The 26,819-nt window shown below is 43.7% G+C and carries 25 protein-coding genes and 1 riboswitch; of the genes, 3 read left to right on the top strand and 22 right to left on the bottom strand.

The window, feature by feature from the left end; genetic code table 11:
- Positions 1 to 17: 17 nt before the first annotated feature.
- Together V6Z54_RS08560 and V6Z54_RS08555 are read right to left on the bottom strand one after the other, a co-directional pair.
- Positions 18 to 1,136, bottom strand: a complete 1,119-nt coding sequence (locus V6Z54_RS08560; RefSeq protein WP_269102849.1) for a sugar ABC transporter substrate-binding protein — start codon at positions 1,134 to 1,136, stop codon at positions 18 to 20.
- A gap of 170 nt (positions 1,137 to 1,306) precedes the next feature.
- Positions 1,307 to 1,416: riboswitch (SAM riboswitch) on the bottom strand.
- 97 nt (positions 1,417 to 1,513) lie between these two features.
- Positions 1,514 to 2,941: a right-handed parallel beta-helix repeat-containing protein gene (locus V6Z54_RS08555; protein WP_338527925.1), complete on the bottom strand. Its 1,428-nt coding sequence runs from the start codon at positions 2,939 to 2,941 to the stop codon at positions 1,514 to 1,516.
- A 368-nt stretch (positions 2,942 to 3,309) separates the two neighbouring features.
- Here V6Z54_RS08555 and V6Z54_RS08550 point away from each other — a divergent pair, with 368 nt between their 5' ends.
- Positions 3,310 to 4,401, top strand: a complete 1,092-nt coding sequence (locus V6Z54_RS08550; protein ID WP_039182437.1) for a branched-chain amino acid aminotransferase — start codon at positions 3,310 to 3,312, stop codon at positions 4,399 to 4,401.
- 95 nt (positions 4,402 to 4,496) lie between these two features.
- The gene (locus tag V6Z54_RS08545) at positions 4,497 to 4,691 is read left to right on the top strand and encodes a hypothetical protein (protein WP_039182442.1); all 195 of its coding nucleotides are present in this window, start codon (positions 4,497 to 4,499) and stop codon (positions 4,689 to 4,691) included.
- Between the two features lie 19 nt (positions 4,692 to 4,710).
- Here V6Z54_RS08545 and V6Z54_RS08540 read toward each other — a convergent pair whose 3' ends face one another.
- The 13 genes from V6Z54_RS08540 to sigY all read right to left on the bottom strand — a co-directional run bounded on the left by V6Z54_RS08540 (position 4,711) and on the right by sigY (position 15,997).
- Positions 4,711 to 5,109, bottom strand: coding sequence for a hypothetical protein (locus V6Z54_RS08540; RefSeq protein WP_041087655.1), 399 nt, complete (start codon positions 5,107 to 5,109; stop codon positions 4,711 to 4,713).
- A 121-nt stretch (positions 5,110 to 5,230) separates the two neighbouring features.
- The gene (locus V6Z54_RS08535; protein WP_075612131.1) at positions 5,231 to 6,559 is read right to left on the bottom strand and encodes a 6-phospho-beta-glucosidase; all 1,329 of its coding nucleotides are present in this window, start codon (positions 6,557 to 6,559) and stop codon (positions 5,231 to 5,233) included.
- Positions 6,556 to 6,882, bottom strand: coding sequence for a PTS lactose/cellobiose transporter subunit IIA (locus V6Z54_RS08530; protein WP_039182451.1), 327 nt, complete (start codon positions 6,880 to 6,882; stop codon positions 6,556 to 6,558). The genes V6Z54_RS08535 and V6Z54_RS08530 overlap by 4 nt, the downstream gene beginning before the upstream one ends.
- A 26-nt stretch (positions 6,883 to 6,908) precedes the next feature.
- The gene (gene celB, locus V6Z54_RS08525) at positions 6,909 to 8,258 is read right to left on the bottom strand and encodes a PTS cellobiose transporter subunit IIC (RefSeq protein WP_024423868.1); all 1,350 of its coding nucleotides are present in this window, start codon (positions 8,256 to 8,258) and stop codon (positions 6,909 to 6,911) included.
- Between the two features lie 14 nt (positions 8,259 to 8,272).
- Positions 8,273 to 8,578, bottom strand: coding sequence for a PTS sugar transporter subunit IIB (locus V6Z54_RS08520; RefSeq protein WP_003214824.1), 306 nt, complete (start codon positions 8,576 to 8,578; stop codon positions 8,273 to 8,275).
- A 122-nt stretch (positions 8,579 to 8,700) separates the two neighbouring features.
- Positions 8,701 to 10,644 carry a BglG family transcription antiterminator gene (locus tag V6Z54_RS08515; protein ID WP_073978810.1) on the bottom strand — a complete coding sequence of 648 codons (1,944 nt, stop codon included), beginning with the start codon at positions 10,642 to 10,644 and terminating at the stop codon, positions 8,701 to 8,703.
- 236 nt (positions 10,645 to 10,880) lie between these two features.
- A complete protein-coding gene (locus tag V6Z54_RS08510; protein WP_338527924.1) occupies positions 10,881 to 11,495 on the bottom strand; it encodes a class F sortase in 615 nt (204 codons plus the stop codon).
- Between the two features lie 59 nt (positions 11,496 to 11,554).
- Entirely contained in the window at positions 11,555 to 12,946 is a 1,392-nt protein-coding gene (locus tag V6Z54_RS08505; protein WP_338527923.1) for a copper amine oxidase, read from the bottom strand.
- Between the two features lie 122 nt (positions 12,947 to 13,068).
- Positions 13,069 to 13,182, bottom strand: coding sequence for a hypothetical protein (locus V6Z54_RS08500; protein WP_223250414.1), 114 nt, complete (start codon positions 13,180 to 13,182; stop codon positions 13,069 to 13,071).
- An 82-nt stretch (positions 13,183 to 13,264) separates the two neighbouring features.
- A complete protein-coding gene (gene gdhA / locus V6Z54_RS08495) occupies positions 13,265 to 14,635 on the bottom strand; it encodes an NADP-specific glutamate dehydrogenase (RefSeq protein ID WP_039182467.1) in 1,371 nt (456 codons plus the stop codon).
- 311 nt (positions 14,636 to 14,946) lie between these two features.
- A complete protein-coding gene (locus tag V6Z54_RS08490) occupies positions 14,947 to 15,159 on the bottom strand; it encodes a hypothetical protein (RefSeq protein ID WP_039182469.1) in 213 nt (70 codons plus the stop codon).
- Positions 15,156 to 15,467 (bottom strand): YxlC family protein, encoded by a 312-nt coding sequence (locus tag V6Z54_RS08485; protein ID WP_041087639.1) that lies wholly within the window; start codon positions 15,465 to 15,467, stop codon positions 15,156 to 15,158. The genes V6Z54_RS08490 and V6Z54_RS08485 overlap by 4 nt, the downstream gene beginning before the upstream one ends.
- Entirely contained in the window at positions 15,464 to 15,997 is a 534-nt protein-coding gene (gene sigY / locus V6Z54_RS08480; protein WP_075612136.1) for an RNA polymerase sigma factor SigY, read from the bottom strand. Before sigY ends, V6Z54_RS08485 begins: the two co-directional genes overlap by 4 nt.
- Before the next feature lie 452 nt (positions 15,998 to 16,449).
- Here sigY and V6Z54_RS08475 point away from each other — a divergent pair, with 452 nt between their 5' ends.
- Positions 16,450 to 17,487 carry a pectate lyase gene (locus tag V6Z54_RS08475; protein WP_064498828.1) on the top strand — a complete coding sequence of 346 codons (1,038 nt, stop codon included), beginning with the start codon at positions 16,450 to 16,452 and terminating at the stop codon, positions 17,485 to 17,487.
- Between the two features lie 53 nt (positions 17,488 to 17,540).
- Here the strand turns inward: V6Z54_RS08475 and cydC are convergent, their stop codons facing one another.
- The 7 genes from cydC to V6Z54_RS08440 all read right to left on the bottom strand — a co-directional run bounded on the left by cydC (position 17,541) and on the right by V6Z54_RS08440 (position 26,812).
- Positions 17,541 to 19,274, bottom strand: coding sequence for a thiol reductant ABC exporter subunit CydC (gene cydC, locus V6Z54_RS08470; RefSeq protein WP_338527922.1), 1,734 nt, complete (start codon positions 19,272 to 19,274; stop codon positions 17,541 to 17,543).
- A complete protein-coding gene (gene cydD / locus V6Z54_RS08465; RefSeq protein ID WP_338527921.1) occupies positions 19,264 to 21,000 on the bottom strand; it encodes a thiol reductant ABC exporter subunit CydD in 1,737 nt (578 codons plus the stop codon). The genes cydC and cydD overlap by 11 nt, the downstream gene beginning before the upstream one ends.
- The gene (gene cydB / locus V6Z54_RS08460; RefSeq protein WP_305960550.1) at positions 21,000 to 22,016 is read right to left on the bottom strand and encodes a cytochrome d ubiquinol oxidase subunit II; all 1,017 of its coding nucleotides are present in this window, start codon (positions 22,014 to 22,016) and stop codon (positions 21,000 to 21,002) included. Before cydB ends, cydD begins: the two co-directional genes overlap by 1 nt.
- Positions 22,003 to 23,418 carry a cytochrome ubiquinol oxidase subunit I gene (locus V6Z54_RS08455; RefSeq protein ID WP_041087626.1) on the bottom strand — a complete coding sequence of 472 codons (1,416 nt, stop codon included), beginning with the start codon at positions 23,416 to 23,418 and terminating at the stop codon, positions 22,003 to 22,005. The genes cydB and V6Z54_RS08455 overlap by 14 nt, the downstream gene beginning before the upstream one ends.
- 322 nt (positions 23,419 to 23,740) lie before the next feature.
- Positions 23,741 to 24,856, bottom strand: coding sequence for a heme oxygenase (isdG, locus tag V6Z54_RS08450; protein ID WP_338527968.1), 1,116 nt, complete (start codon positions 24,854 to 24,856; stop codon positions 23,741 to 23,743).
- A gap of 7 nt (positions 24,857 to 24,863) precedes the next feature.
- A complete protein-coding gene (locus V6Z54_RS08445) occupies positions 24,864 to 25,877 on the bottom strand; it encodes an iron ABC transporter permease (RefSeq protein ID WP_338527920.1) in 1,014 nt (337 codons plus the stop codon).
- Entirely contained in the window at positions 25,874 to 26,812 is a 939-nt protein-coding gene (locus V6Z54_RS08440) for an ABC transporter substrate-binding protein (protein WP_338527919.1), read from the bottom strand. Before V6Z54_RS08440 ends, V6Z54_RS08445 begins: the two co-directional genes overlap by 4 nt.
- Positions 26,813 to 26,819 lie beyond the last annotated feature (7 nt).

The raw sequence follows: 26,819 nt of genomic DNA, 5'->3' as shown, positions 1-26,819 counted from the left end.
AAGAGAGTGCACGTCGCTTATTTTGTATAATGCTTCTTCAAGGTCTTCATCCAATCTTCCTCAAAAGCAGTCGATGAACCGAATCCCTTCACTTCGTCTGCAAGATTGACCATGTTAATGGCTTTTCCTGCTTGTTGAAGCTGCTTTTGCGAGATGAGAGAGGCCTCAAGGTCATAGGAAGATGGTGTTTTCTCACCAGCTATTTTCTTCGCAAGAATCCTCACGTCGACTGCGCCGATGAGCTTCGGATCAACCGCTGCTGTGTACTTCCATGGACTGTCCTTCGCTGTCATTTCTTGAAGATCAGCATTTGACACATCAATCCCATAAATCTTCACTTCTGTTCTTCCTGCTTCCTTTAACGCTCTTGCTGCCCCAATGGCAAAGGCATCCCATGTGGCAAAAATAGCGTCGAGCTTGCCCTTTGGATACTTATTCAGCATGGCTGCTACTGCATTTTGCGTTTGAACAGACGTATCAGAAGAGGCAATACCAAAGCGGTCAAGCTCCTTGATCCCTGAATGTTGTTTGAGCGTTTCTTGATAGACCTTATTTCGTCTCACCATTGGCGGGAATCCATCTACCCACAGGTACGCAATATTCGCTTTTCCTTTAAAATCAGACACGAGCGCGTCTAATGATTTTTTCGCTAATTGTTCGTCATCTTGAGACGTCACTGTGACCCCTTTGATGTCCTTTAGCTTAGGATTCGAATCAAATGCTACAACTGGAATGCCTTTCGCTGTGATCTTTTTCACATCAGCGACTGTCGCCTCGTCGTCCCCGTGAGAGATGATAAAGCCATCATAATTTTCTTCCAGCGCCTGAGAGATGGCATCATGGAACTTCGCTGTATCTCCATTTGCGGTGTAGACATCTACCGTAAAGCCGAGTGCTTCACCTTCTGCCTTCGTCCCAGCTAAAAATTGAGCTGTATGATCGTCTCCTCCAATTTTGCGGATCACTTTAATTTTTGCCCCCTGTCCCTTTGCAAATCGCTTCGGTACATTGTCAAAAGAGACTTTTTCGTTTGCATTTGCCTTTGAGCCTGCACTTGATCCAGTGCCGCAGCCAGATAATAGGACGGTTAATGCCGTTAATAAGACAAGAAATGATGTAAAATGCTTACGCTTCATTGCTGTTCCTCCTCAAGTTGTTTTTATTTTTCACATCGGAAAACTAGGTGAAAAAGTAGGAATACGCCTGTAAAACAAGCATTTGATTCGAAAAAGAGACGAAAAAAAGCCTCTCTTGGAAAGAGAGGCTTGATCACCGTTGCATGAAACATGTATCGGGAAGTCTTCCTCTCTTATCTGTCAAAGCTGTAACAGCTTTGCAGGAATTAGCACCAATTTCTAAAATAGAAACGGTTGCTGGGCGTCATAGGGCCAGTCCCTCTGCCTCTCTTGATAAGAGATCCGTTATGAAATTTGTTTTCGTTGAAATGTCTTCTTTACTTTAATGTGATGTCACATCAATGTCAATGACTTTTTTGAAAATTTCTAAAATATCATCAGCTTCCGATGATTTTCTTAGCAGGTGATGATTTCTTCAGACGGAAATCATATTTTTTCTCATTCACAAATTGTGGGTTGAGATGTGCTGATCCTTTATCTTGACCGCTTTTAGAGAGATAGGTTTTGTAGCCTTCCATCCATTTCCCGCGCCATACCCACTGTGATGCTTTCGCACCTTTGCGGTCATCATAAACGTTCTTCTGGAAGGTATTCTTTTGATTCACTTGATAAAGATTCACGACTAAGTAATGCGAGGCGCTAGCCGTCATGATATTATTCGTGATTCGATTGTTCACTGCTTGATATTGCATTAGCAATTGACCGCCTTCTAAGCCGGCTGTGTCATTTTTGTACAAAATATTATGTGAAATCGTCGTATTGGTTGTACCGCCACGCTTCTTATCATAGCCGCCAATAGAAATGCCTGTATAACGGTTTAAATATACTTGATTGTGTTCGATGCGGATGCGATCTGCCATTTTTCCTTTATGTTCGCTTGTGACTTCAATCCCCAGGTCATTGTGATGTGAGATGTTATGATCGATCACAATGTCTTTTCCGCCATCAACATAAATTCCGCCAGCGGAGATGTCGCTTCCATAGGCTGGGTTCCCTGCACTCGTAATCTCATATACTTTGTTTCTAGAGACGACTCCATTTCTAACTTGATCATACTTTTTAGAGGGTGCTACGTTCTCGAAACCAATTAAATCAATGCCAATATTATCAGTGTGCCGGACCGTGTTATGTGTCACACGGAACTTTTTGACGTTTCCATTTAGCACAAGCGCTTCACTGAAGCCCAGTTTTAATTTTTCAACGGTATTTCCTTTGATTTCAATGTCTTCTATTGCTGCAGGAGCTTTTGTCCCATAGACAGCAATTCCATGTGCATTTCCATTTTCATGTTTCGTCTGAATGTCATACACTCGGTTATTGAGCAGTTTTACGCCTTTACCGCTTCCTTTGATGAAAATACCAACTGGTGTTAAATCTTCTTTATTCGTCTTAAGATGTCCTACAGTCAGGCCTTTGAGGGTGATGTAGCTCTTTTGATCGACCGTGACAAGACCGCCATCGGCTTGATTTCCTTTAAGGGATGCCCCGCTAATCACAGGTTTTTCTTTTCCGTAAGCTTGAAAGACAACGGGTGCTTTCTTTGTTCCGGAATGGCGGACAATCAATTTCTCTTTGTATGTACCGCCTCTCATGTAAATGGTTGTCCCAGCCTTCGCTATACTTGCTGCTTTTTTCAGCGTGCGGAAAGGTTTTTGCTTTGTTCCCGGGTTTTTGTCGTTTCCGTTTACCGCTACGTAATAAGCTGTGCTTTGCTTAGCACCAGCTTCCTCTGTCATCGACTGACAGCCAAAGCTGATCATGGACATGAATACAATGAGTAAAATGCATGGTATCGCTCGTTTCATCTTGTCGTTTGCTCCTTTCCCTTCTCTTCTTCCTTTATCGGTTAAAAAAAAGAGGATTAAAATATGACAATGTCCCTTGCAATGTACTAGTCAAAAGGTGTATGGTTGAAAGAATATCTTACAGGAAACCCATTCGTTTTTAAATTGTCAGATTAATCAGTTAATAACGTATTTGGATTTTATTTCTTTTTTAAAAAGGGGGGACATGAGCCAAACTGACAGCAGAGAGAAGGAAAGCGCTTTAACAGATTTTTCTTGTCTGAATTCCAGAAAACCTATTGCTAATATTTTGTGAAGGTATAGAATAGAATCATAATTATTTCATATTATTAGAATTTTCAAATAATCAAACAGCAAGGAGATTTACAATGCCAAAACAACCCATCCGCGTTGAACTTAGTTCAACAAAAAAACCAAAACCTCAATCTGATCAACTTGAATTCGGAAAAATCTTCACAGATCACATGTTTGTGATGGATTATTCAATTGATAAAGGCTGGTATGATCCAAGAATTATTCCTTATCAGGCTATTCCAATGGACCCAGCTTCGATGGTCTACCATTATGGTCAATCTGTTTTTGAAGGCTTGAAGGCTTATGTTTCTGAGGATCAAAAAATTCTCTTATTCCGTCCGGAAAAGAACATGGAACGCTTAAACAGATCCAATGACCGCCTGTGTATTCCGCAAATTGATTCAGAAACAGTATTAGAGGGCTTAAATGAACTCATTCGCATTGATAAGGATTGGGTACCTGATGCAGAGGGCACTTCCTTGTATATTCGTCCATTCATTATTTCCACTGAGCCGTATTTAGGCGTTGCACCGTCTAGCACGTATAAGCTGATCATTATCTTATCTCCAGTGGGATCATACTATAAAGAAGGCATTCATCCGGTCAAAATTGCCGTTGAAAATGAGTTTGTCCGTGCCGTTAAGGGTGGAACAGGAAATGCCAAAACAGCTGGAAACTATGCATCAAGCCTTAAAGCACAGCAAGTGGCTGAAACGAAAGGATTTTCACAAGTTCTTTGGCTTGATGGGGTCGAGAAAAAATACATTGAAGAAGTCGGCAGCATGAATATCTTCTTTAAAATCAACGGGGAAATCGTGACGCCTGAATTGAACGGCAGCATTTTAGAAGGCATCACGCGTAACTCTGTACTTGAGCTGTTAAAGCATTGGGGAATTCCAGTCACAGAGCGCAAAATATCAATTGATGAGTTAATTGAAGCACATCAATCTGGTGAGCTTGAAGAAATTTTTGGGACTGGAACGGCGGCCGTGATCTCTCCTGTCGGGGAATTAATTTATCATGATCAGCCATATGTGATCCAAAATGGTCAAACAGGCGAAGTATCCAAGAAATTGTATGAAGCCATTACTGGCATCCAAAAAGGAACACAGCCAGACATCTTCGGCTGGACAGTTGAAGTTGACTCGGTCGTCAAGCAAGCATAAGCATGTAAAAGAACCTTTCATTCACGAAGGGTTCTTTTTTGTTTATTTACCTCTCTAACATACCTTATAATGGTAATAAATTAAGGAGGGATGGTATGTTTTTTACTTATCTATTAGCGTTCATTGGGATCTGTATCGGATCGATGATCGTCGCTACTGGTTTCGACGATTCACCGTTCCTCACCCGATTTCTATTTAAGGCGCTTGGGATTTCTATCCTTGCTCTTTCCATCTCTTTTGTAAAGGTTAGACGAAAGAAGTTACAGAAACAAAAAGCGAAAAAGACTTAGTTGACTCGTCTGCTTCCCATCAAATCGTGCACCAAAACAAGACCGATACCGCAACAATTGCCCCGACGTATATCCACTGTTTCCCCTTGATGCTCCGCTTTCTTTCGATCAGTAAAAAAATCTCTGGCAAAAAGATGATCATGATTTCTAGGATAAAGACAAGATAGTAAACAAGCGGCATCGGCTGGAAATCAAACTTTCTTGCATCTCCTCCAATCGTTGCGAAATACATCAATAGGTTGGTCACTGGAATGGTGAAAGAAACAAGCAGACGGAGAACATAGATCCACAAATAGCCCTTATGCCGAATGAGGCCAACAAATGAAGCAATAAGGCCATACAAAAACAAGATCACTGTGCCATAACTTATTACAGGCTGTACGACAAACCCGTAAAGCATTAAACCAATTGCAACCATATTCCAACATTCCTTTCTTTGAAGCCATACATGCTGTTTTTTCTATCATACACTTCTTTCTCCAGTTCCATATGAAGAAATCATAAAAAATGACCCCATAAAAGGGGTCATTCAATATGTGTTAAGCATTGACTGATTTGAAGAATTGCGGTAAATACTCACGGTGCGCTTCGAGCATTTCATCTAAAATTTGCTTTGCAATCTCGTCTGAAGGGACGAGCGGGTTGATCGTCATCGCAACAAGAGCCGTCTCATAATCTCCAGTTACAGCCGCTTCAGCTGCCACACGCTCGAATGATTTGATTTGTTGAACGAGCCCTCTGACAGCTACAGGCAGATCACCTGTCGCGATTGGCTTTGGTCCGTCCTTCGTAATGATACAGTTTACTTCAACTGCTGATTCAGCCGGAATGCTGGCAATCGCCCCTCTGTTCACTGTATTGACTGGTTGAATGTCGTGCTTATCATTATAGATGGAGCTGATTAAGTTACAAGCCGCATCGCTATAATAGGCTCCGCCTCTTTTTTCGAGCTGCGGTGGCTTAATCGACAAATCAGGATCTTTATAGAGCTCAAATAGTTCCTGCTCGACCTGCTGTACAACCTCCGCTCGTGTTCCTTTTTCTTGAGCCGCCTTTTGCTCTTCTTCCAGCATATCTTTCGTTTTATAGTAATAGCGATGATACGGACATGGGATGACCCCTAATCCTTTCACAAAAGAAGGCTCCCAGTTTTTCGCTTCAATGTTTTTCATGGACCACTGGCTGTTCGGATTTCCTAGTTCATCAAGCACTTGATCCATAATGCTGACCCCGTCTAAATATACGTCTAATCCATAGACCATGTGATTGAGACCGGCAAACTGTACCTCAATGCGTTCTACATCCACTTCAAGCGCCTTAGCGATTCCCATTTTGATCCCAATCGGCACATTGCATAGACCGACGACTTTTTTGAGATTCGTGTAGCGTAAAACAGCTTCTGTGACCATGCCGGCTGGATTCGTAAAGTTCACAAGCCATGCGTCTGGGCAAAGCTCTTCCATATCCTTCACAATGTCTAAAATGACCGGGATGGTCCGAAGGCCTTTAAATAAACCGCCTGGTCCATTCGTTTCCTGACCGATGACGCCATATTTAAGCGGTATTCTTTCATCCTTTGCCCGTGCTTCCAGCAGTCCTACACGAAATTGTGTCGTCACAAAATCTGCGTCCTTCAAGGCTTCCCGTCGGTCAAGAGTCAGGTGTACCTCAATCGGCAGACCTGCTTTTTCGACCATACGTTTCGCCAGAGCGCCCACGATGTTTAACTTTTCCTGACCCGCTTCAATATCCACAAGCCATAATTCCTTTACAGGCAATTCATGATATCGTTTAATAAACCCTTCGACGAGCTCAGGCGTATAGCTCGATCCACCGCCTATTGTGACAATTTTGATTCCTTCTTTCATGAATTGACACCTCCGAGTTGCTTCATTTTTTCATGGAGCTCAATGATTTCTGCTGCGAGCTCCTTAACGGTCATTGCGTTCATGAGATGATCCTGCGCATGAATCATGAGGAGGCTAATATCCGTCTTTTCGCCCCTGATTTCTCCTTGGATCAGCTCTGTCTGTGCGTGATGCGCCTCATTTAACGCGTCTTGTGCTTCCTGCATTTTTTGCTTCGCCTCATCAAAATTACCTTGCTTTGCACACGTAATGGCTTCCATCGCTGAGCTTCTGCCATTTCCGCCGTGCAGGATGAGTTGAAACACAATTTGTTCCATTTCCATCGGCCGCATCCCCCTTGTTCCCTCTATTACATGCTGACGACATTTTCATCAGTTGATGCTTTTGTTTCTAGCTCACTTTCTTCTTTCAATTTCTGCTTATCCCACATTCTAAAGAATGGGTAGTATAGAGCAAATGACAACGCAAGGTTAATCAGCTGCATGACAGCACCAGAGATTTTACCTCCTGTGGCGAGATAGCCTGAAATGATTGGCGGCATGGTCCATGGGACAGCAATCCCTGCCGGTTTTGCCACAAGGCCTGTGCTCATTCCGATATATGTGGTGATGATCATCATGATTGGCGTAAGGATAAACGGAATGAGAAGCATTGGGTTCATCACAATCGGCATTCCAAAAATGATCGGCTCGTTGATGTTAAAGATGGCTGGCCCAATGGCAAGGCGGCCAAGCTGTTTCATTTGTTTACTTCTAGCACGTAAGATCATGGTCAGCACCAAAGCTAGCGTTGCACCGCTTCCGCCGACGTTGATGAAGATTTCAAAGAACTGCGCTGTGAAAATATTCGGCAGCACTTCTCCTGCTTGAAATGCAAGACGGTTCTCATCCATTGCACCGAGCCAAATTGGCCCCATGACGCCCCCGACAATGGTTGCTCCGTGAATACCACATGCCCATAGGAGCATTTGCACACCCATCGCAACGATACTGCCGCCTAAGCTGCCACCAAGAATGGAAAGCGGTGTACCAATTAAGACCGTGATGATATTATGAATACTCTCAAAAGGTGTCATCTCAATCACAAGTCTAGCGACCCAGATCAGCGTGATGACCACAAAACCTGGAATAAGTGCAATAAACGATTTACTGACTGCTGGCGGTACACCATCAGGCATTTTGATAACGATGTTCCGCTGTACAATAAAGCGGTAAATTTCGGTTGAAAGCATGGCAATAATCATGGCAACGAATAAGCCTTTACTGCCCATCAGTGTGACAGGAATTCCCCCGCCCACTAGGATAGCTTCTGTTGAGCCTTCAGGTGTGAAAGGTACTTGATATGGAGTAGCCAACAGGAAAGCCGCAACAGCGATCGCACCAGATGATAGTGCATCAACGGCATACTTTTCAGCTAGCCTGTAAGCAATCCCGAAGGTTGCAACAAGTGCCATAATGTCAAAGGTTGCATTAACAGGATAGGATAGTTTCGTGGCCCATTCTGCTCCGAAGATACTTGCCATAAAATCGCTGTATCCTGGGATCGGAAGGTTGGCTAAAATGAGAAACAGTGAACCGACAATAATGAGAGGCATCGTTAAAACAATTCCGTCACGCAATGCTTGTAAATGTCTTTGAGCGGCAATCTTCCCTGCAAACGGCATGACCTTCTCTTCTAGAAATCGGTTGAATCCATTCATCCCCTCCGCCCCCTTTATCCGTTCACTAGCTGTTCAGCAGATTTTAAAACCTCGGCGCCATTACATACGCCATAATGCACGGTATTAATTACGTCTACTGGTATTCCTTTTTCTTCTCCGAGCTTTTTCATTTGCGGTAATAAATATCGAACCTGAGGTCCTAATAAAAGCACATCTGCTTGATCAATATGATTTTTGGCAGAATCTCCAGATACTGCCCAAATACGATAATCTTTTCCTTGTTCTTGTGCGCTTTTCTCCATTTTTGTGACAAGTAAGCTTGTAGACATACCTGCTGCGCAAACCAATAAGATGTTCATGTGTAAACGCCCCCTTTTCAAAGTGTGAAGCTATTCTTTACACATTCATCATATTATGAAACCGCTTTCATAAACACCCATACTTTTTCCTTTAGGAAGCGGAAAAAGTTAATATCACACAGTTAGTTCTTGTACGAAGGAGCCTTTTTATACATGATATCAAGCATGTCTTCAAATGTATCACAGGTGATCAGGTGATGAATGAATTTCACATTATGCACAAGCTCCCCCAGCAGGCGGTACATGCCTTTTAAATCTTTGGCATTCTCTTTTTCGACACAAAGCAGGCAGACAAATTGAACCTTTTTCTCTCCCCAAATGATTGGTTTTTCTAATGTACATATCGCCCAAAACGTCTCATCTGTCAGCGGCGTCATCGGGTGCGGAATCGCCGTATAATGTCCGAAAGAGGTAGGGGCAGCCTCTTCTCTTTCCATGACAGATGGTGTGAGCTCAGCTGGCGCTAATCCCATTTCGATGACTTTTTGCGTTAAAAAGGTGATGACCTCTTCCTTTGTGTGAAAGGCGCGTTTTGTAAACACCAATTCCTTTTTCATATATTGCGAGGCCAATGTCACCCTTGTTTCACTCGTCAGGGCTTCTTCAATTTTTAAAAAATCACCGCCTCCCAAAATGGTGTTCACTTGAATGACTGGAACCGGTAATTCCATATGAATTGGAATCGTTGTAATAATCAAATCCAGGGCATGTAAAGAGACATGCGGAAGCGAATATAGCTCCGCTGTTCCTAAAATGGTCAGCTTTGACCCAAATTGTGACCGCAAACGATCCTGCAGCAGCCTCGCACTCCCTGCACCAGACGCACAGACAATGAGACACCGCTTCGGCGGAATCTCCATTTTCCTCCGCTCTAAAGCCGCACCAAAATGAAGCGCCATATATCCAATTTCATTCTCATGAATACTCAGCCCCTCCTCTTCTTCAAGGACCCTGCTGGCAATAATCCCCGCTTCAAAGGCAAGTGGATACCCCGCTTTTATTTCATCAAGCATCGGATTTCTTAAGTTCATTCCATATTTACATCGGTTGATGGCAGGCTTTAAGTGCAGACTCAATCCAATCATTAGTTCCGTATCACCGGCTAAATCAAGCTGCAATTTTTGATCAATGGCCTTCAGCATGAGCTGTACAAGCCGGCTCGTGTCATCATCGACAATTTGTTTTTGACCGCTCGAGGAAAAGGACTGTACCATTTTGGCTGTTCCTAGCAAATGAATGGTGATATAGACGATTTCCTCTTGTGGAAATGAGACACCCAGCAGCCCTTCAAGACGCTCCACCATTTTTTTAGCGACCCTGTATTCCTTTGCTCGCGGAATTTCGCTGATTTCCTCTGGAAGAACAGATACATAGTTTCCGTGTCTAATTCGTTTGCAGGCAATAGCAACATGAACGATTAAATTATTCATGCAAATGTCTGATAGATTCATGCCTTCCTCATTGATATAATCGATCATTGTTTTCTGAATCAATTCGAGTTCATGCTTTGGCAAAATGGTGACAGCTGTGTTAAGCATCGTTTGATAAGAACGACGTTCATTGAATAAATATTCTGACATGCAATAACGGATTTTCATCTCTGATCCCTTGATTCGGCAGCCTTTGCTCGGCTTCGCTTCAAGCTTCAGATCAAAGGGCTCCAGTTTACGTTTGACCGATTTCACATCGTTGCTCATCGTCGATTTACTAATAAACAGCTGCTCCTGTAAATCCTCCAGCTTCACATAGGATTCTGCCAAAAGAAGTCTTTTTAAAATAAACCGAACTCGCTCCTCTGGCAGCACAGCAAGCGGCTCTTCCTGCTCGACCTCCTCCTTCATAAAACGGCGAAAGGCATTCTCATCGTTGATCAACAGCTCATAGCCAGCTCCTCTAACAGCTGTTACAGCCGCTTGATAAGGGGCAAGACGGTCGTTCAGTTCCTTTATGTCTGTACGAATAGTGCGGCTTGTCACTTGTAAACTGGCAGAAAGTGCAGCGCTTGTGAGCGGGGTCTCAGCTACCATGAGCTGACTTAAGATGTGCGCCAGTCTTTTACTCAGCATCAGATCGGCCTCCTTATGTAGGGTGGAGAATCTGCCTTGTCTGGACAGGTTGTATACGCTTGCAGTTCTCTTCATTACTCATATTCTACTGAAAACAAATAAAAATTGCCAACTCATTTATATGACAAATGCCCCTATTTATACAACTAACCATATCTAATGTCCTATGAATCTTTTTGAAAGATACTTGCGAAAACCACGAAAAAAAGGCGTATACCATCGTGTATCCGCCTTCTTTATGAAGAGATCATCTGGGTAAAGACAACCAATCTATTTTCATGCGTACCTGCTGCATGATCAAATGTCCCTGTACAAGTGATTAAATTGAGATTCCGTGTAAAGGTGTATCCAAAAAACGCCTTGGGCTTCTCCTCACGCGGATAGCTTCTTACTTTTATGACTTCAAAGGTTCGCTTTTTTCCCGATGAGGACGTGACGATCACCTTGTCACCCTTTTTTAGCTCCTTTAATCGATAAAATACCGATGGCCCCCATTTATTATCTACATGGCCATTTATGACGGCATTCCCTTTATCTCCCGGTTTTGGACCATCTTCAAACCAAGCCGTGTTGTCTGTATCCTGAGGGACACCCATACTGCCATCCTTTAATAAAGATGTTTTCTCCACTTTTGCTTTGATATCAATAGCGGGAATGGCGATTTCAGCTGGTACTATACCAGATGGCTCGTCTTTTAATGTATCGTGTGAGTGGTTCTGTTTCTCGGCTTGATGTGTGGTCATTTCCTTAGAAGCTGGTATGTTTTTTGAGGATGACGATTCATCCATTGCCTGTGATGAGCAGCCTGTGATGATGAGAAGCGAAAGAATACTGAGCAGCCAATTCTTCATCTAAGCCGGCCTCCTTTTGAAGAAAGGAACGGCACGATTGTGCACGTTCCCGTCTGTCTTTATGAGTTAGAATTTGATGCCTTACGGCGATTAAGGAAGAATGCACCTGCCACGCCGCCTGCGAGGATCAAACTTGCGATCATTCCCGCAAATGCTTCATAGGACATGCCTAAAGGACCAGCTGTGCCCCCCATACCTGTTTTCGGCATTTCATTAGGCATGTTCGATTTGAACAGCTCAGGATGCTGATCAACAATTGCTGCTGTGACATCCTGACCAACCATGAACATATGACCATAAGCCTCTCTCACTGTCGGATAAAGCTGATCATATTCGCCATTATGGTAAGACGTATACGTTTTGATCAGCTCATCAATATGTGTTTTCAAACCAGCTTCTAAATCAGCTGCCTTTAAACGGCCATCTGTTGCTTGATCTAGGAATTTCGCTTGCTTCATTCGATACGCATCTAAATCTTTGACAGCCTTTTCTTTTGCTTGATGATCGCCTGATGCATCGGCTTTGACATAATCAACTAAGTAACCGATATGGCTTGACCAAATGTCTTTGAATTGTTTGCCTGCATCCTTACCATAAACAGATGCAATTGCATCAGATAAATCATTTGTGTTTTCATTTAAAGCCGCTGCTGCTTGCTCAAAGTCCTTGCTGCCATCATTTCCTTTTTGCATGGCAACTACTGCGAGTGCCAAATGCTCTGAGAACAAATAGTTTAAATCTTCACGAAGATCCGCCGCTGGTGTATCCACTGACTTTTGATCAAATTTCCCAGGAAATTGATCTGTGATGGCCCATGACACGCCTTTTCCTACCTCAAACATATGATGAATGGATTTTCTCACCGTTTCATAGGTCGTATCAAAATCCTTTTCAGTGTAGCTGTCAAACGCTTTTAGCAGTTCATTCACATGCATCTTCAAGCCTTCTTCAAGCTCACTTGCTTTCAGTCTGCCGTCTGTTGCTTGATCGAGCATACCGGCTTGTTTCATTCGATATTGATCAAGCTGCTTGATCGCTTTCTTTTTACCTGCATCATCTTTTTTCGCTGTGGCTTGTACATAGTCAACAAAGTAGCCGATATGACTTGACCAAATGTCTTTGAATTGTTTGCCTGCTTTTTTTCCATACACGGAGGCAATTGCATCTGATAAGTCATTCGTGTTGTCATTTAACGCCGCCGCTGCTTGATCGAAGTCTTTACTGCCGTCAATTCCTTTTTGCATCGTGATCACCGCTAAATAGGCATGCTCTGAAAACAGCTGATCTAGTGCTGCTCGAAGATCTGTTGCTTTATTTGATACCTCTTGTGACGAAGACGTCTTCTTCGCCTCCCCATGCATATGTCCTTCGTGTGCACTTGCGCTATGAGCCGTCGGGAATAGTAACGCTGCGCTCAGTGGAATGGTTAACATTGCTTTCTTCATGTTCATCTTTTATTTCCTCCTCTTTCCGTTTGTTATGTACTTAACGGAGAGAGGGATGAAATGGATCATTCGATTCTATTATTTTTTTTACAACACAGGATCTGTATGTTTGCATAAAAAAAGCCGGATTATCCGGCTGATACGTTACGACGTTTAGATGCTTTCCGCTCTTTATATATTTTCCTCACCACTGGATAAATCACAGGTGCCCATTTGACAATTTGTTTCAGCCATTTTTTCATTTCTCCCGCGCCTCCTTATTGTCATTCTTAAAGGACGATTCCCCATCATGTCATGAAATAAACAGGTGCGGGAGAGCAGGAGTTAAATCACGCCTTGTGCGATCATGGCATCTGCCACCTTACGAAATCCTGCAATATTTGCTCCAACCATGATGTTCCCTGAGTGTCCATATTCGTCTGCTGTCTCTGTACACTGACGATAAATAGACTGCATCATTTGTTTCAGCTGATCATCTACTTCTTCAAATGTCCAAGACATTCTTGCACTGTTTTGCGCCATTTCCAGTGCTGAGACACCTACTCCGCCAGCATTCGCCGCTTTTGCCGGCGCAAACAAAATACGATTCTCTTCAAATACTTTGACTGCCTTAAGAGTGGACGGCATATTGGCTCCTTCTCCAACAGCGATGACACCATTTGCTACAAGCTGCTGTGCATGCGCCTCTGATATTTCATTTTGTGTTGCACATGGCAGCGCAATATCACAAGGAACGGACCAAATTTGTTCGCAATCTTCAATTAATTCAGCATGTGGGTGAATGTCTATGTATGCTCCAATCCGCTGATTCTCGACTTCCTTCAACTGTTTGATGGTCTCCAGTGAAATCCCTTGAGGATCATAAATCGCTCCGCTTGAATCACTGCAAGCCACAACCTTACCGCCTAATTCCATTACTTTTTCCATTGCATAAATAGACACATTTCCTGAGCCTGACACAACAACTGAACGCCCTTCAAATTGGAGCCCATGTGCTTTCAGCATTTCCTCCATGAAGTACACCAGTCCGTAGCCTGTCGCCTCTTTTCTCGCTAAGCTACCTCCGAATCCAGGGCTTTTCCCCGTGAGTACGCCCGCTTCATAAGCACCACGCATTTTCTTATACTGTCCGAACATATAGCCAATTTCGCGTGCTCCAACACCAATATCACCTGCTGGCACATCTTGATCAGGTCCGATATATCGGCCGAGTTCACTCATAAAGCTTTGAACGAAACGCATGATTTCTCCATCAGACTTCCCTTTAGGATCAAAATCCGATCCACCTTTCCCGCCGCCAATCGGCATACCAGTCAGTGCGTTTTTAAAGATTTGTTCAAACCCTAAAAACTTGATAATGCTTGCATTGACGGTTGGATGGAAACGAATGCCTCCTTTATAAGGACCGATGGCACTATTGAATTGAACCCTAAACCCACGATTGACTTGTACTTTGCCCTCATCGTCTACCCATGGCACTCGAAATATCACAAGCCGCTCAGGCTCAATGAGCCGTTCTAAAATGCCCTGTTTTTCATACTCTGGATGCTTCGCAAAAACTGGGACGAGTGATTCCAGAATTTCTTTTACCGCTTGCTGGAATTCCTCCTCGCCGGGATTTCGTTTTTCCACCTCTTCTAACACACGGTGGATGTAGCTTTGTGCTGTTTGTGCTGCTCGATCTAAGGTCAACATGTCGCATCTGCCTCCTTGTAGATATCTTCACACATTCAATTGTTAGATTTTCTAACGCATATTGAGATTAATTTAACACCAATTGTAAAATCTGATCAATATTGATAACAGATGAAAATGATGCCGAATTGAGATAGATCAAGCAGCCGCAGCAATTGACTTTAAAAATAAGCGCTCAAGGAATGACTAATGTGCTAGAAACGAACAAACGAATGTTTCTCGTCCCGTTTTCTTTGACAAATACATGAATCATGATGAATTTCTAGCTTGTTTTCCAACGAAAAAAGGGTCAAAAGTTTGATCGGTTGCACTCAATCTTTTCGGAGCTTCCCACCTCTTTTTCGATCAGGCAACACGACACAAAGCCAATATAAAATAGAAGACGATGGAAAATTAATGAGACCGACAATGCCCCAGAACCACTTGTAACGGCCTCTTTTCTTTGCATCCATAAATAAAAGAAAGCCCTGTGCAAACAATAACGGCAAGACGCACAATAAGATGATCATTTCCGTCTGACTCATAAGGAAGACCCTCCTTTAATATGTTGATATTCCTTGTAGCCAACAATAAAGCAGATGGGTACGCTCACTATTTGGAGAAGAATGAAGATGATAGGCAAATGGGTAATGGCAGCTGCAAAGAGCGCCAGAATGGTCAAACTGATCAAAATGTATGCTAGCACTTCTTGTTTAAAACGCCTTTTCTCTTGTTCCTTCGCCTGTTTCAACATCATCATGACAGCCTGCTCACTTGGCTTTTCCACTTCAATTTGTTCATCTAGCTGCTGCAGCTCTTCTTTTAAACGTTCGGTCAAACGATCTTCCTTCATACATCCCACTCCTTTCGAATTTTCTTTAATCCATGATGAACCCTCGATTTCACAGTGCCTTCTCTCATACCGAGCATTGAAGCCATTTCTGGGTAGGTAAAGCCATAATAATAGTGCAGAATAATCGGGGCTCGCTCCTGAGCCTTTAATTCATTTAAAGCGTCCCACATATCATGCCATGTGTTCCCCTTTTGTTGAACGTCCCATTTGAAACGGCGTATGGCCTCCTGATTCGCTTTTCCTTCTCTCATTTGTTCACGTTTTCTTTTCTTCTGGTGATCTAAAAATTGCCTAGATGCAATCGAAATGAGCCAGGTTGAAAATAAAGAATCTCCTCTAAATGAAGAAAGCTTCATATACGCTTTCAGCATCGTTTCTTGCATGATTTCCTCTGCCAGCTCTTGTTGAAGGGTCAGCTTCAGCACATATCGGTAAAGGAAGGAATAATGATGTCGATAAAGGGCTGTAAACGCAGCATCATCGCCCTGTTTTGCCCGCTGAATCAATAATGTCTCTTCTGTCTGCTCCAAACACGCCCCTCCTTCCTTTTCTTCTCTTACTCATGAGACGACACGAATGACAATACCGTTTAAAATAGACCTTATTTTTTAGCATAACTTCTTTGAAACCCATTTTATATGCCATTTTTTCTTATGTAATGATTATGGCATTCCTTCTTCTCTAACAAAATGATGCGTTTTGATTTTCTACTAAATGGAGAGCCTTCTCTCCATAATCATGATGTCATCCTCATACCTATCGACAATGGTCCTTATCTCATGAAGATGAAATAAAATAATCATTGGCTTAGCTTCCTAGAAAATCATGGAATACGCTGCGTCTATCCTTAGCCGATGATACCTTTTTGCATGCTATGCTCTTCCTACATTCCGAATGAGGCGATGCTTGTGAAGGAAGGAGGATTGGGTGAATCACAGCTTATTTTGGAAACGTTTTCATTAAAACAAAATAAAGAATGGAGATGTTGACTTTGAAGAGAAAAGTTCCAATGTTAGCCGGTGTATTAGCTGTTGGTCTCGTCACTTCATTATTTGCACCAAACGGGGAGGCAAAGGCAGCAGCCAAATACCCAGAAAGCCCTTCTATTATGGCCAACTTTAATCAACAAGGCTTCTCTACATTAAATGGCGGCACAACAGGCGGTGAAGGCGGTAAAACCGTCACAGTCAAAACTGGAAATGAACTATTGGCTGCCCTCAAAAATAAAGGAACAAACGAAAAATTAAAAATTGTAGTAGACGGGACGATTACCCCTTCAAATACATCAGCCAATAAAATCGATGTGAAAGATACTAATAATGTCTCGATCGTCGGTAAAGGGACGAACGGCGAATTTAATGGGATTGGCATTAAAGTATGGCGTGCCAATAACATCATCATCCGCAACTTGAAAATCCACCACAGCAAAATCGGTGACAAAGATGCGATCGGGATCGAAGGCGGTTCTAAAAACATATGGGTCGACCATAATGAACTGTACAACACATTGAATTCTGGGAAGGATGACTACGATGGTTTATTTGATGTGAAAAATGACTCTGACTATATTACCTTCTCGTGGAACTATGTACATGACAGCTGGAAAACAATGCTCATGGGCAGCTCCGATAACGATAACTACAATCGAAAAATTACGTTCCACAACAACCGCTTTGAAAACCTGAACTCTCGTGTACCGTCTATGCGCTTCGGGGAAGGCCATGTCTATAACAACTATTACAAAGGCATCTTGGCAACAGCGATTAACTCACGTATGGGCGCAAAGATGAGAATTGAACACAACGTATTTGAAAACACCAATAATGCTATTGGAAGCTGGGACAGCCGTCAAGTTGGAACATGGCATGTCATCAACAACTCTTATATTAACAGCACAGGCAGTCTGCCAACATCTTCAACAGGTACGTATAACCCTCCTTATAACTACTCTTTGCTTAACGTGAACAATGTGAAATCAGAAGTGATCTCAAATGCAGGTGTTGGTAAAGTAAACCCTTAAACCACAAAACGTTCGGGCAGAGATTTCCTGTCCGAACGTTTTTGTCATTTCATTTATATTGTAGAAAACGGACGATCCATTTCATACAGCTTTTGATAACGCTTGTTTTCTTTTAGTAAATCCTGATGCTGACCCTGCATCTCAATGCGCCCATCTTCAATAAACATGATGCGGTCACACGCCTCACAGCCAGTCAGATGATGGGTTATCCAAATAACTGTTTTCCCTTTTAACACACGGAAGATGGTTGCAAGCAATTCACGCTCTGTCCGTGGATCAAGCCCGACGGTCGGTTCATCTAATATAACAACCGGCGTGTCCTGCAGCAAAATCCGAGCTAATGCCATACGTTGTCTTTCTCCACCTGAAAATCGAACCCCTGTCTCCTGAACACCTGTGTGATAACCTTCTGGCAAAGACTCGATGTAATCATGCAGCTGCACTTGTCTAGCAGCTTCTTTTACCTGCTCTTCTGTCGCCTCTGGAGATCCTAAACGAATATTGTTTAAAACAGACGTATCAAATAAATAAGGCTGTTGATTGAGCACAGACACATAGGCAGACACCTTCTCTTGAATGCTTTGAACCGGTTTTCCTTGAATGCTGACAGCTCCTTGATTTGGAACGACTGCCCCTTCTAACAATTTTAAAATGGTCGATTTGCCTGCACCGCTTTTTCCTAAGAGCGCGAGTGATTCCCCTTGCTTCAGAGAAAAGGACAGGTTTTGAAGTACATATTGATGCGTGTCATACCGAAAAGACACATGATCGAAACAGACAGCTTCATCGTGAGAAAGGGTTGACTGATCCACTGCCTCGCTCTCAGTTTCTCCTTCATATGACTGCTTTTCATAATGATGTAATCTGCTGACAGCATGCTGATAGACAGGGATATCACCTGCTGCATCTGACAGCGGAAGAAAGGCTTCTGTTAACGGAAACAGCACAAGCACAAAGGCTGCAATCAGGGTGTGTGACATGGATCCTGACTGAACGACCGATCCGCTCCAATACACGACAAGCACGACAGCTCCTCCAATGATGAGCTGTGCAAAAAATTGGCGCAGGCGGATAAATCGGTGCTTTGCTGCTTCAAGCGCTAACAGCTGCGCTTCTTTTTGTTCATAACCATCAACAAAATCGTTCTGCCTGCCGCTGAACAGCCAGTCACTAACGCCCATGACTGCATCTGTTAAATGGCTGTACAGTTCATTTCTGCCTTTTTTCATTTGAATTTGTCTTGCCCGGTTCACAAGCACTGTGACGTATGGGAAGACGAAGACGAGAAGTGCCATATAAAGCAGCATCAGTCCAGCAAAAGGCCATGAGAAAAGGCCAAGTGCTCCAATGGATGCGGCATATAAAAGCAGTGCACCGATGGATGGAAAGATGGTTTTTAAATAGGCATCCTGCAGTCTCTCCACATCATCTGACAAGAGACCAAGCATTTCACCTGTCCCCAGCTTTGTCTGTTTGGCACTTCGTTCAGCCATGTCATACAGACGTACACGCATTTTTTCAATCATTGTCAAAATGAGCTGATGGCTCGCCAGCCTTTCTGCATAGCGGGCAGCAGAGCGCGAAATACCAAAGGTACGTACAGCCACGATTGGGACGTAGACCATGAGTATATTCTCAGGCCTTGTCGCGGCCTTTGAAATGAGAAAGCCTGACGTGTACATCAGCATAGAAGCAGAGAATACCGCAATGGCTCCTAAAAATAAAACCAAGGCAAACAGCTTTCGATTCTCCTTGATATAAGGTATAAACCAGCCTTTACTGATCATGTGTGACCGCCCCCATTTGCTCCTGTACCAATTGATAATACACGCCTTTTCTTTGCATTAATGATTCATGTGTCCCCATTTCTGCGACGGTTCCTTGATCCATGACAATGATTTCATCCATGTCCGGCATCCAATGGAGCCTGTGTGTCGCTAAGAACACAAGTTTATGTTCAAACAGCGGAAGCATTGTTTTCTTTAGTTCGTACTCTGTTTCAATATCGAGATGCGCCGTTGGTTCATCTAACAGCATAATCGACCGCTGGCCCAGCACAGTTCGAGCAAGGGCAATTCTTTGCGCCTGTCCGCCGCTTAGCCCTCTTCCCTGTTCTCCAATGACCTCATCCAGACCATTTGGCAGCTGCGTGACAAGCTGAGTTAAACCAGCCTCATGCACAGCTCTATCCACTTCTTCATCTGTTGCATTCGGTTCATAAAAACGAATGTTTTCTCTTAATGTCATGTGAAATAAATAGGGATGCTGCGGCATATAGACAACTTCCTTTTGCCATTCCTTCATCTGTAAATGAACAAGCGGCTGGCCGTTTAGCGTGATTTGACCCGAAGACGGTTCAACAAAGCCGCCGAGGACATCGGTTAACGTCGATTTCCCTGAACCACTGGCACCAATGATGCCGATTTTTTTCTTCCCTTTGACAGTGAGATCTACATCCTGAATGGAATAAGGGGCATGTTCATCATGCTGGACACAAACATCTTGCAGCGTGAGCACGGATTGTGCATCCCAATTGTCCAGCTGCACAGATTGTGTCTCCTGCGTGCGAAAGCCCTTTTCTTCTAAAATGACCTGCATAGCTTCATTCGCTTCTTTTCCATTTAACGTCGCATGATAATCATTTCCTACTTCACGTACCGGAAGGAAATACTCTGGCGCCAGCATAAGCGCCGTCAAAGCCGGCAATAAGAGAAGCTCTCCTTCAATTAATCGCAAGCCAAGAAAAACAGCGACGGTTGCAATTGATAGCATGGAAAAGAAATCGAGTGCAAACGATGACAGAAAGGCGACCTTCAGTGTGCTCATGGTCGCTTTTCGATATCGCTTTGACACCTCTGCAATATTACGGGAGTGCTTTTTGCTGATACCTAAGTAACGAAGCGTCTCAAGGCCGCGGAGAGAGTCAGTAAAATGATTGGATAATTTCTCATACGATCTCCATTGTTTGGCCGCTTTACGCTGAGCAACAAGGCCTAGCAAAATCATAAAAATAATTAAAATAGGCAGCGTCACAATTAAAATGACGGCAGATGTTTCATCTAATGTCCACACATAGATAAGGACCATTGCCGGAATCACTGCCATGTTCACCATTTTCGGCAAAAACAGCTGTAAATACTGACGGTATTGAGCAATTCCTTCCATTGCTAATGTGACAAGCTTACCTGTCCCTTTTTTCTTTGCGAAGGCAGGCCCTAATCGAAAGAGTTGGTCTAGCAGCTGCTTTCTAACGTCTGCTCCAATTCGGGAAGAGTAGGTAAACATGACCTTCTCCCGAATCAAGGTGAGACCGTGCCGCACAAGAAAGGCAGCAAGAAACAGCAGGACATATGGCGTTGCCTGCGAGAGGCTTTTCCCGTCAAACAGCGTTGTAATGGCATGTGCCAGCCACTGTGCTTGGAAAATAATACTTGCTCCTTGGATGAGTGACACAATACCTAAGAGGGCAAGAAGCCCTCTCATTCCTTTTAGTTGAAGCAAACTTTTATCCATTAGTAGGTCATTGGCTCCTTACCGCTTACACGTTTACGGAAGACGTAATAGCTCCAAATTTGATACCCAAGCACAAAGGGCAGCAAAGAAATGGCCACAATCGTCATGACCGTCAGTGAATAAGATCCAGATGCAGCGTTTTGAATCGTGAGATCAAATGAATGGCTGATTGAACTAATCATGACGCGCGGGAACAATGCAGTGAAAAGCATGGACACCGTCACCATGATGCCTGCGCCTGTGAATAAGAATGTCCAGCCATCACGTTCTTTTCTCATCAAAACAAGAGCAGCTATATAACAAGCCACAATCAGCACAGTTAACGGAATGGTGATGATCGGGCGTACGGTATAAATATCTGTTTCAATGATGGACACACCGACAAATATGACAAGAACAGGGAGTGCAATGAGCAGGACACGCTGACCTAGTTTTCTTGCACGATCTCTTAAGTCACCCTCTGTACGAAGTGTGACGAAAATCAATCCATGCAGAAGACAAAGAACCGTCACGGCTACCCCGCCGATCACTGAATAAAGATTCACAAAGTCCGTAAAACCAGCGTACATGTTCATGTCTTGATCAATTGGCATCCCGCGTAAAATACTCGTGAATAATACACCTAGTAAAAATGGCGGAAGCAGACTGCCAAAGAAGATGACCCAGTCCCATGCCTTGATCCAAGAGGCTTTCTCAACCTTCCCTCGGAATTCAAAGGCGACCCCGCGCCCAATGAGCGCTAAGAGGAGAACCGCAAACGGAATATAGTATCCGCTGAACATCGTGGCATACCAGTGAGGAAATGCAGCGAAAATAGCGCCGCCAGCTGTAATCAGCCAGACCTCATTCGCATCCCAGAAAGGACCAATCGTATTGATTAAAATGCGGCGCTCGTGCGCGTCCTTTCCAAGCAGCTGCATGGACATCCCGACACCAAAATCAAATCCTTCTAAGAAGAAAAATCCAACAAACAATACTGCGACAAGAATAAACCAAATCTCGTTAAGATATGCCATGATATGCGCCTCCATCAAATGGATCTGTAGACAGGTCCGTTTCATCCTTTTGATCTGTATCTTCTTCAGAATGTGCACCTTTTTTAATTTCTCGAATGAATAAGTAAGCAAGCACAATAGCAAGAATCAGATACATCGCCGTAAAGCTAATGACTGAGAATAACAGCATGCCATACGATACGTTCGGTGAAATCGATTGAGCCGTCGTCATCATACCAAAGACGGTCCACGGCTGACGCCCGATCTCAGTCATGATCCAGCCGGCTGAGTTCGCAATAAACGGGAACGCAATCATCCATACCATGAAGCGTAAATACCATTTGTTTGTTTCAAGTTTCTTTCTAAAGCTTAAGTACAAGCCAATCATACTAGCAAAAATCATCAGCATGCCGGCACCGACCATAATTCTAAAGCTCCAGAATGTTGTTTTCACTGGTGGAATGTAGTCTCCAGGGCCAAACTTAGCTTCATATTCTTTTTGAAGTGTCAGCATGCCTGGAACATCTCCGCTGAACTTCTGATAAGCCAAATAACTTAAGGCAAACGGAATATTGATCTCCGCAGAGTTTTCTTTTTTATCTGTGTCAATGTTGGCAAATAGTGTCCAAGCCGCTGGATCTCCACTATCCTTCCAAAGGGCTTCACTTGCTGCCATTTTCATTGGCTGTGATTTCATTAAATGCTTCGCTTGATCATGTCCAGAGAACGCTACACCTAAGCCAGAAATTAAAGCGAGGACCATCGCAATCTGGAATGACTTTTTGAAAAAGGCGATTTCTTGTTTTTTAATCATTTTATAGGCACTAACTCCTGCAATAAAGAAAGCTCCTGTTGCCAGTGCACCAAACAGAACGTGTGGGAACTCAACCCAAAGCTGCGGGTTCGTTACAAGAGCGCCAAAATCATTCATTTCTGCACGACCATTTTTTATGGCAAATCCAACTGGCTCCTGCATAAATGAGTTGGCGAGTAAAATCCAAAACGCCGAAAAGATCGTACCAAGGGAAACAAGCCAAATGCACAATAAATGAATTTTCTTCGGCAGACGATCCCAGCCGAATATCCAAAGTCCAATAAATGTAGATTCAAGGAAAAAGGCCAAAAGCGCTTCAATGGCAAGCGGTGCACCAAAGACATCACCGACAAACCTTGAATAATCTGACCAGTTCATCCCAAACTGGAATTCCTGCAGAATCCCTGTTACCACACCTACTGCAAAGTTAAGTAAGAACAGGTGACCCCAAAACTTCGCCATCTTTTTATAGATGTCTTTTTTCTTGACGACATAAAGGGTCTGCATCAATGCGACGATAAACACCAAACCTATTGACATAGGAACAAAAATAAAATGAAATAATGTCGTTGAAGCAAATTGAAATCTTGCTAAAAACAGCTCACTCACAGCCTTACATCCTCCCTTACTTTCACATGCCGAACGATTCATGCTCACCACTTCACAAAATATTCACTATTTGTTCAATGTTTCACAAATAAAAGTCCATTTGAAATGGTTCACTCGGTGAAATTTTACTCTTGATTTTCATTCGGTTAGTTATTTATACCTGTACTTTACACCCATACGCTTCAAAAATAAAGTAAATTTTACCTAAAAATTGGATGGTATTGTGTCAGTTATTTGAATACTTTGTCAACAATATGTGACGGAAAATAAAAAAATGCAAAAAAAGAGCGCTGCATGTGGGCCGCAGCGCTGTGTTTCTTTTTTAGGCTTTTTTCTGTAATGCAGGTCTTGTGACTTGCACTTCATAATACGTAATTGTATTTTTTAAAAGGCCTTCAGGTTTTGCTTTTCCATGAGCGTGTGCATCTCCAAATGCCTGAGATTTTGTCCAGTTCACAAAGTCTTCTTTTCGATTCCAGCGGGTATGAATGGTCACTTCATCGTAATCGGTTGTCTGCTGTGTGACCCAGACTTCCATGCCTAAAAATCCTTCCATGAATTCTACTTGTCCCTGCTTGTTAAAACGCTTGACAAGGTGGTCTGCACTGCCTTTTTCTACTCTAACCTGGTTGTTTACAATGATCATGTTTGGTTCATCTCCCTTTTGTTGTTGGACCGAAGCGATTGGGATAATGAGCGGATGCTCTCCATCTAAGTGAACCTCTGCCTGAATCCCAAAGACTTCTTTGAAAAAATTTTCTGTTAATACTTCGTTTGGTGTCCCTATTTGGTAAACCTGACCACGCTTCATCGCAATCAGGCGGTCACAATATTTTGCTGCCTGCTGCAGGTCATGAAGAACCATTAAAATGGTGATCCCATGTGTTTCATTCAGCTGTTTGAGCAGCTCTAGTAAATCAAGCTGGTGCGCAATATCTAAGTAAGTGGTAGGCTCATCCAGAATAATCGTCTCTGTCTTCTGAGCCAGTGCCATTGCAATATACGCCTTTTGCCTTTCTCCGCCTGACAATGTATGCAGCATCCTGTTTTCATTTACGCGGCTATTGGTCACATCAAGCGCCCACTCTATCGCTTCCTGATCTGTCTGCGAGCTCTTTTTCCAGATCGAACGATGCGGACTACGTCCAAGTGCAACCAGCTCACGTACTGTCATCGATGGGATGGCAGTTCTCGTCTGCATCAGAACGGCGATTTCCTGTGCAATCTCCTGTGCTGTCATTTCTTTTTGCGGGATATCGTGAATATAAATCATGCCGCTTTCGATCGATGTAAGGCGTGCGGCCGCTTTAATAAACGTCGACTTCCCTGACCCGTTCGGTCCAATAATTCCTGTTACACTCCCTTTAGGCACAGCTGCTGAAATAGACGACAATCGAAAGCCTCCTTGACTGAGACTCACGTCATCCATTGCAATCACATCCAATTTAACCCCTCCCTTTCTTTTTTAATAAATAGAGGAAGAAAGGTGCACCGATACAGGCAAGCAGAATACCCACAGGCAGTTCAACCGGTGTAAACCATACCCGTGCCGCTGTATCAGCAAAGACCACAAGTACGCCGCCGCCCAGCATCGAGATCGGCAGCAGGTACCTGTAGTCATCTCCAATTAAAAGGCGGATAAAATGAGGGACGACAAGACCGACAAATCCAATTAAACCGCTCACGCTTACCGCTGCACCCGCCAAAAGCGCCGCCAGTGCAATTAAGAAAAAACGGGTTCGCTCGATTCTAAGGCCGAGCAGCTGCGCTGACTCATCACCAAGTAAAAGAAGATTTGCGGGCTTGATCGCAAAAAAACAAAGACACAAGCCGGCAAGCGCATAGGGTGACACAAAGCTCAGATGATGCCAGCTCCGTCCATTTAATCCTCCTGATAAAAAAGGCAGAACAGCCTGCACACGCTCACTATAAAGCACCATCAACCCATTCATGACCGCACCAAGCAGGGCATTGACTGCCACTCCCGCCAGAATCAATTTCAGTGGCGAAACCCCTTGGTCAAACGACAGGATATACACAACGAGTGCCGCTAATAAAGCGCCAAGAAAGGCAGCCGCTGGAAGCAGATACGTGAATTGTGGAAACACAATCATGCTGAGTACAGCCGCTAATCCACCGCCGGCGGTCACTCCGATGATGCCAGGGTCAGCGAGTGGATTTCGGACGACTCCTTGTAAAATCGCTCCTGATGCTGCGAGACAGGCCCCGACGATGAAGCCTATGAGAACGCGCGGCAGGCGTAAATCCATGACGATCTTTTCATGGACAGGCTGGCCTGATCCCGTCAAAGCAGCGATCAAATCTGGCAGCGATAATTGAACAGAACCTAATGCAAGCCCTAGACATATGCCCACACCTAGGGAAAGAAGCAGTCCTGGTATCAGCCACCTTCGTCTCGACTGTCTTTTTTGAAAATCTAACTCTGCATTCACCTTCATGATGACAATCGCTTCAATCTCTTCTCTAGTTCATCAATCGCCTTGATGACGTCTGCACCTGGATTCGTCCCGAATAAATCACTAGGCAAAATCTCCACGCGGCCATTTTTGACAGCTGATACGTCGCGCCATGCTGCATTCTGTTTCATTTCACTCATAAAGCCCGCTTTCACATCTTCAGGATTGCTGTGTGTCATGAGCAGAATGAGATCAGGATCGGCTTCGATCACCTTTTCAGCATTGATTTGGGCGTATTGAGGGAATTTTTCGAGTGCCGGTTCATTCTCAGCGATGTTTGCACCCCCAGCGATATGCAGTAAATCTCCGCTTAAGGATTGAGGAAGCGCCGCCATATATGTGCCGGGTGCACCGTACACAACGAGTGTTTTTACTTTTTTCTTAGGCTGCTTGACCTGCTTTTTCCGCTCATCAATTTCATCATTGAGTGCTTTAGCCTTTTGCTGCTTCCCAAGCAACTCCCCAAATAACGATATTTGGCGCTGGATGTCCTTCACAGAATTGGCGCTTGTCAAAAGAAGCTGTGAACCAATCCCTTCTATTGTAGAGATGTCCTTGCTGTTTAATTGTTCATTTCCAAGCACAACATCAGGGTTTAAGCTTGTGATCAGCTCTACATCAAATTGATGCGTTGTGCCAATCGTTTGTACGGACTTTGCCTTTTGTAAGCTGTTTGGTAACTCGGCAGTTGGCCTGCCGACCGCCTCACCGCCTAAAGCATATAGAATGCTCAAGTCCCCGGTCGATAAGGCGACGATACGCTGAGGGGATTCATCAAACGACAGCGTTCTTCCGGTAAAATCCTTTATCTTCAGCGCTCCTGCCGCGCTTTCTTTCTCTACAGGTGCTGCCTGACTGCATCCGCTGAGGAGAAGCATCAAGACGAGTCCCGCCAAGATCACATGTGAAAATTTCAACCGTCAG

It is taken from the genome of Bacillus sp. MAG717A (assembly GCF_036884855.1).
GTDB classification, from domain to species: domain Bacteria; phylum Bacillota; class Bacilli; order Bacillales; family Bacillaceae; genus Bacillus; species Bacillus safensis.
Note: the sequence above shows the minus strand (reverse complement) of the source record. Positions and strands in the feature narration are given on the sequence as shown.

What these genes read in the sequence shown, in the direction of transcription:
- V6Z54_RS08560 (WP_269102849.1), bottom strand. Translation starts at nt 1,136, where the DNA reads ATGAAGCGTAAGCATTTTACATCATTTCTTGTCTTATTAACGGCATTA.
- V6Z54_RS08555 (WP_338527925.1), bottom strand. Translation starts at nt 2,941, where the DNA reads ATGAAACGAGCGATACCATGCATTTTACTCATTGTATTCATGTCCATG.
- V6Z54_RS08550 (WP_039182437.1), top strand. Translation starts at nt 3,310, where the DNA reads ATGCCAAAACAACCCATCCGCGTTGAACTTAGTTCAACAAAAAAACCA.
- V6Z54_RS08545 (WP_039182442.1), top strand. Translation starts at nt 4,497, where the DNA reads ATGTTTTTTACTTATCTATTAGCGTTCATTGGGATCTGTATCGGATCG.
- V6Z54_RS08540 (WP_041087655.1), bottom strand. Translation starts at nt 5,109, where the DNA reads ATGGTTGCAATTGGTTTAATGCTTTACGGGTTTGTCGTACAGCCTGTA.
- V6Z54_RS08535 (WP_075612131.1), bottom strand. Translation starts at nt 6,559, where the DNA reads ATGAAAGAAGGAATCAAAATTGTCACAATAGGCGGTGGATCGAGCTAT.
- V6Z54_RS08530 (WP_039182451.1), bottom strand. Translation starts at nt 6,882, where the DNA reads ATGGAAATGGAACAAATTGTGTTTCAACTCATCCTGCACGGCGGAAAT.
- celB (WP_024423868.1), bottom strand. Translation starts at nt 8,258, where the DNA reads ATGAATGGATTCAACCGATTTCTAGAAGAGAAGGTCATGCCGTTTGCA.
- V6Z54_RS08520 (WP_003214824.1), bottom strand. Translation starts at nt 8,578, where the DNA reads ATGAACATCTTATTGGTTTGCGCAGCAGGTATGTCTACAAGCTTACTT.
- V6Z54_RS08515 (WP_073978810.1), bottom strand. Translation starts at nt 10,644, where the DNA reads ATGCTGAGTAAAAGACTGGCGCACATCTTAAGTCAGCTCATGGTAGCT.
- V6Z54_RS08510 (WP_338527924.1), bottom strand. Translation starts at nt 11,495, where the DNA reads ATGAAGAATTGGCTGCTCAGTATTCTTTCGCTTCTCATCATCACAGGC.
- V6Z54_RS08505 (WP_338527923.1), bottom strand. Translation starts at nt 12,946, where the DNA reads ATGAACATGAAGAAAGCAATGTTAACCATTCCACTGAGCGCAGCGTTA.
- V6Z54_RS08500 (WP_223250414.1), bottom strand. Translation starts at nt 13,182, where the DNA reads ATGAAAAAATGGCTGAAACAAATTGTCAAATGGGCACCTGTGATTTAT.
- gdhA (WP_039182467.1), bottom strand. Translation starts at nt 14,635, where the DNA reads ATGTTGACCTTAGATCGAGCAGCACAAACAGCACAAAGCTACATCCAC.
- V6Z54_RS08490 (WP_039182469.1), bottom strand. Translation starts at nt 15,159, where the DNA reads ATGAGTCAGACGGAAATGATCATCTTATTGTGCGTCTTGCCGTTATTG.
- V6Z54_RS08485 (WP_041087639.1), bottom strand. Translation starts at nt 15,467, where the DNA reads ATGAAGGAAGATCGTTTGACCGAACGTTTAAAAGAAGAGCTGCAGCAG.
- V6Z54_RS08475 (WP_064498828.1), top strand. Translation starts at nt 16,450, where the DNA reads ATGTTGACTTTGAAGAGAAAAGTTCCAATGTTAGCCGGTGTATTAGCT.
- cydC (WP_338527922.1), bottom strand. Translation starts at nt 19,274, where the DNA reads ATGATCAGTAAAGGCTGGTTTATACCTTATATCAAGGAGAATCGAAAG.
- cydD (WP_338527921.1), bottom strand. Translation starts at nt 21,000, where the DNA reads ATGGATAAAAGTTTGCTTCAACTAAAAGGAATGAGAGGGCTTCTTGCC.
- cydB (WP_305960550.1), bottom strand. Translation starts at nt 22,016, where the DNA reads ATGGCATATCTTAACGAGATTTGGTTTATTCTTGTCGCAGTATTGTTT.
- V6Z54_RS08445 (WP_338527920.1), bottom strand. Translation starts at nt 25,877, where the DNA reads ATGAAGGTGAATGCAGAGTTAGATTTTCAAAAAAGACAGTCGAGACGA.